Origin of the sequence: Nocardioides sp., assembly GCF_034670285.1 — a bacterium.
Taxonomy (GTDB): domain Bacteria; phylum Actinomycetota; class Actinomycetes; order Propionibacteriales; family Nocardioidaceae; genus Nocardioides.
In genome coordinates, this window is sequence record NZ_JAXMNS010000294.1 from 1 (window position 1) to 4962 (window position 4962).

The 4962-nt window shown below is 69.4% G+C and carries 4 protein-coding genes; 3 read left to right on the forward strand and 1 reads right to left on the reverse strand.

Annotation, left to right across the window (positions count from 1 at the left end; translation table 11 throughout):
* On the reverse strand, nt 1–383 hold a 383-nt coding region (locus VOI19_RS14200; RefSeq protein ID WP_323793616.1), incomplete at its 3' end, for an alpha-hydroxy acid oxidase.
* A 98-nt stretch (nt 384–481) separates the two neighbouring features.
* Between VOI19_RS14200 and icmF the strand changes: the two genes are divergently transcribed.
* The 3 genes from icmF to VOI19_RS14215 all read left to right on the forward strand — a co-directional run.
* A complete protein-coding gene (gene icmF, locus VOI19_RS14205) occupies nt 482–3673 on the forward strand; it encodes a fused isobutyryl-CoA mutase/GTPase IcmF (RefSeq protein WP_323793617.1) in 3192 nt (1063 codons plus the stop codon).
* Between the two features lie 223 nt (nt 3674–3896).
* Nucleotides 3897–4385 carry a thioesterase family protein gene (locus VOI19_RS14210; RefSeq protein WP_323793618.1) on the forward strand — a complete coding sequence of 163 codons (489 nt, stop codon included), beginning with the start codon at nt 3897–3899 and terminating at the stop codon, nt 4383–4385.
* On the forward strand, nt 4382–4962 hold a 581-nt coding region (locus VOI19_RS14215; protein WP_323793619.1), incomplete at its 3' end, for a helical backbone metal receptor. The genes VOI19_RS14210 and VOI19_RS14215, both read left to right, overlap by 4 nt.

Below are 4962 nucleotides of genomic sequence, written 5' to 3' on the forward strand. Positions count from 1 at the left end.
GCGGCCCGCGCCGCGGTGGCGCCGGCGACCTCGCCCTCCGCCTGCATCATCCGGGTGAAGCCGGTCGGGGCGATGCCGAACGGGAGCGCGACCCGCCGGCCGAGCACCTCGCGCGAGGTGTCGACCTCGGAGACGTCACGCAGGATCGAGGGGTGGAACTCGATGTCGGCGAACGCCTGTCGGGCCCGCGAGAGCGACACCTCGCCGTCCGCAGCGCCGTCGGTGTAGTCGAAGGCCGCCTTGGGCGTACGCCGCTGGGCGACCCGGCGAAGGTCCTCGATGGTCAGGGACTTCTCGAGACGCCACTTCCTGGGCGACAGCTCCGGCTTCTTGAACTTCATCAGGGGAGCCAGGTCGTGGCGCGTGGGCAGCTGCCGCTTCATGGGGACCACTTCATCACGGCTCGGGGTGACTAGCCAGGTCCTAGGACTTCCTAGTAAATTAGTAGGAAGTCCTAGTACTTCACTCGCAGGGAGCCCCGATGTCCGACCTCCACGTGCCGACCCACCCGGTCCGCCTGGTCACCGCGTCCAGCCTGTTCGACGGCCACGACGCCTCGATCAACATCATGCGCCGGATCTTCCAGAGCCAGGGCTGCGAGGTCATCCACCTCGGACACAACCGCTCGGTCGCCGAGGTCGTCGATGCCGCGCTCGAGGAGGACGCCCAGGGCGTCGCGGTGTCGTCCTACCAGGGCGGACACATCGAGTACTTCGAGTACCTCGTCGAGTCGCTGCGCGCCCAGGGCGCCGGCCACGTGCAGGTCGTCGGCGGTGGCGGCGGGGTGATCGTGCACGACGAGATCACCAGGCTGCGCGAGAGCGGGGTGACGATCTTCTCCCCCGAGGACGGCCAGCGGATGGGCCTGGTCGGGATGATCAACTCGGTCGTCAAGACCTGCGACGTCGACCTGCTCTCCCCCGAGCACGGCGGCACCGTCTCGGCCGAGCAGGTGCTCAGCGGCGACCGGTTCGCCATCGCCCGCGCCATCACCGCCGCCGAGCAGGGACGCCTCGACGCCGGCGTCCTCGCCGAGCTGCAGGCGGCCGCCGAGCGCCACGCCACGCCCACCCTCGGCATCACCGGCACCGGCGGCTCGGGCAAGTCGTCACTGACCGACGAGCTCGTGCGCCGCTTCCGCACCGACCAGCAGGACAAGCTGCGCATCGCCGTCCTCGCCGTCGACCCGACGCGTCGCAAGGGCGGCGGGGCACTGCTCGGTGACCGCATCCGGATGAACTCCCTCGACGGCGACCGCGTCTTCTTCCGCAGCCTCGCCACCCGCGGCGCCCACGAGCTGCCCGAGCACCTCGACGACGTCGTGTCCGTGCTGAAGGCCTCCGGCTTCGACCTCGTGGTCGTCGAGACCCCCGGCATCGGCCAGGGCGACGCGGCGATCGTGCCGTTCGTCGACACCTCGCTCTACGTGATGACGCCGGAGTTCGGCGCCGCCTCGCAGCTGGAGAAGATCGACATGCTCGACTTCGCCGACGCCGTGGCCATCAACAAGTTCGAGCGCCGCGGCGCCGAGGACGCACTGCGCGACGTCGGTCGCCAGCTCGTCCGCAACCGTGAGGCCTTCGGCCAGCAGCCCGGCGACATGCCTGTCTTCGGCACCTCCGCCGCCAGGTTCAACGACGACGGCGTCACCGCGCTCTACCAGCACCTGCGGGGCCTGCTCGGCGAGCACGGTCTCCAGACCGCCGAGGGCGCCCTGCCCGCGGTGACGACCAAGACGTCGTCCCACCTGCGCGCCGCGATCCCCGGCGACCGGGTGCGCTACCTCGCCGACATCGCGGCGACCGTGCGCGACTACCACGCCCGCACCGACGAGATGGCCGCCCAGGCGCGCCGCCTCCAGCGGCTCGAGGCCGTCGCCGGCGAGCTCTCCTCGCGCGAGGAGATCGACGCCCTGCTCGAGCAGGCCCGCGCAGACCTGCCGCGCGAGGTGCGCGACCAGATCGACGGCTGGGACTCCGTGGTCGAGTCCTACTCCGGCGAGGAGCAGGTCGTGGTCGTGCGCGACCGCGAGATCCACACGCCCCTCGTGCGGGAGTCGCTGAGCGGCAACAAGATCCGCCGCGTCGCGCTGCCGTCGTACGACGACCACGGCGAGCTGGTGCGCTTCTGGCGGCGGGAGAACCTGCCCGGCTACTTCCCCTTCACCGCGGGCGTCTTCCCGTTCAAGCGCGACGGCGAGGACCCCGCCCGAATGTTCGCCGGCGAGGGTGACCCCGCACGCACCAACCGCCGCTTCAAGATGCTCTCCGACGACAACGAGGCCAAGCGGCTCTCCACCGCCTTCGACTCGGTCACGCTCTACGGACGTGACCCCGACGAGCGTCCCGACATCTACGGCAAGGTCGGCACGTCGGGCGTCAGCGTGGCCACCTTGGACGACATGAAGACCCTCTACGACGGCTTCGATCTGCTCTCCCCGAGCACCTCGGTCTCCATGACCATCAATGGCCCGGCCCCCACCGTGCTGGCCTTCTTCCTCAACACCGTCCTCGACCAGGCCCGCGAGAACGGCATCGACGAGGCGACAGCGCTCTCGACCGTGCGCGGCACGGTGCAGGCCGACATCCTCAAGGAGGACCAGGGCCAGAACACCTGCCTGTTCTCAACCGAGTTCTCGCTGCGGATGATGGCCGACATCCAGGAGTGGTTCATCGAGAAGGAGATCCGCAACTTCTACTCCGTCTCGATCTCCGGCTATCACATCGCCGAGGCCGGGGCGAACCCCATCAGCCAGCTCGCCTTCACCCTCGCCAACGGCTTCACCTACGTCGAGTCCTACCTCGCGCGCGGACTCGACATCGACGACTTCGCGCCCAACCTGTCGTTCTTCTTCTCCAACGGCATGGACCCGGAGTACTCCGTGATCGGTCGTGTCGCCCGTCGCATCTGGGCGGTTGCGATGCGTGAGCGGTACGGCGCCGGCGAGCGCTCGCAGAAGCTGAAGTACCACGTGCAGACGTCCGGTCGGTCCCTGCACGCGCAGGAGATGGACTTCAACGACATCCGCACCACGCTGCAGGCGCTGATCGCGATCTACGACAACGCCAACTCGTTGCACACCAATGCCTACGACGAGGCCGTCACCACGCCGTCCGAGGACTCGGTGCGGCGCGCACTGGCGATCCAGCTGATCATCAACCGCGAGTGGGGCCTGGCGATGAACGAGAACCCGCTCCAGGGCTCCTTCATCATCGACGAGCTCACCGACCTCGTCGAGGCCCAGGTGCTCGCGGAGTTCGACCGCATCAACGAGCGCGGCGGCGTCCTCGGCGCGATGGAGACCGGCTACCAGCGCGGGCGCATCCAGGACGAGTCGATGCTCTACGAGCACCGCAAGCACGACGGCTCGCTTCCGATCGTCGGCGTCAACACCTTCCGCAAGCCGGCGCGCGAGGACGACGACGGCACGCCCCAGCACGTCGAGCTCGCCCGCGCGACCGACGCCGAGAAGGAGTCTCAGCTGACCAAGGTGCGCGCCTTCCAGGCCGCGCACACCACCGAGGCAGAGGCCGCGCTCGCGCGACTCAAGGAAGCAGCGACAACCGACGAGAACGTCTTCGCCGTGCTCATGGACGCCGCCCGCGTCTGCTCGCTGGGCCAGGTCACCGAGGCCTTCTTCGAGGTCGGCGGCCAGTACCGGAGGAACGTCTGAGCGAGCGAGCAGCGGAGTGCGAGGAACGAGCACGCCGCGGCGCGAGCGAAGGTTGAGCGAGCGCCGCGCACGAGCCTGCGAGTGCGCGGCAGGCGAGACGAAACCCGGTGAGGCAGGAGACGACCGCGACCACAGTCCGCGACCACAATCACTGGGTCTCGAGGCTCGTCGCTGGCGCTCCTCGCACCTCGACCTCCGGTGGGGTCACGCCATACTGAGAGCGATGAGTCTCCCCACCACCGCCCAGGTCCGCACGCTCCCCGCCGCCTTCGAGCTGACCGTCCCCGAGGACGCGATCGACGAGAACGGCCACATGAACATCAGCCAGTACTTCAAGTACGGCTCGTGGGCTCCGTGGCTGCGCCTGGGACAGATCGGGATGGACGACGACTACATCCCGCGGCGGGGGATGTCGTTCTTCACCGTCGAGCACCGCATCGGCTACGTCGGCGAGCTGCGGCTCGGTGAGCGGTTCGCCGTGCACGTCGGGTTCGCCGGACGTACCGCCAAGGCCGTGCACTCGGTCTCCTACGTCCTCGACGAGGAGCACGACCGCCTGGCCTGCACCATGGAGATCATGTACGTGCACGTCGACATGGAGACGCGCCGCTCCACGCCGATCCCCGCCGACCTCGCCGACGCGATCGACCTCGAGACAGCCGCCCACACCTGGGTCGCCGAGACCGCGACCGGTCTGACCTTGCGCCGATGAGCAGCCTCCTCGACGATCTCGGCACCACCGTCGCCCTGCCCTCACCGGCTCGACGCGTCGTCTCGCTGGTGCCCTCGCTCACCGAGGCCCTGGTCTCGATCGAGCCGGAGGCCGTGGTGGGCGCGACCGACTGGTGCACGCATCCACCCGGCCTCGACGTCACCCGGGTGCGTGGCACCAAGAACCCCGACCTGGCTGCCATCCGCGCCCTCGCCCCGGACGTCGTGGTGGTCAACAAGGAGGAGAACCGCGAGCTCGACGTCCGTCGGCTGCGCGAGTCGGGCGTCGAGGTCTGGGTCACCGACATCGAGACCGTGCCGGCGTCCGTCACGTCGATGGAGCGACTCGTCGACGCGCTCGGCTGGACGCGTCCGCCCTGGCTGCGGGACGTCCGTGAGCTGTGGTGCGGCGACCTGCCGCCGGTGTCACGCAGCGTCGCGATCCCGATCTGGCGCGATCCGTGGATGGTCGTCGGGCCCGACACCTTCACCAGCGACCTGGTGCGCAGGCTGGGCTGGCACAACGTCTACGACGACCCGGCCCGAGCCACGGGGCGCTACCCGAGCGTCGAGCTCGT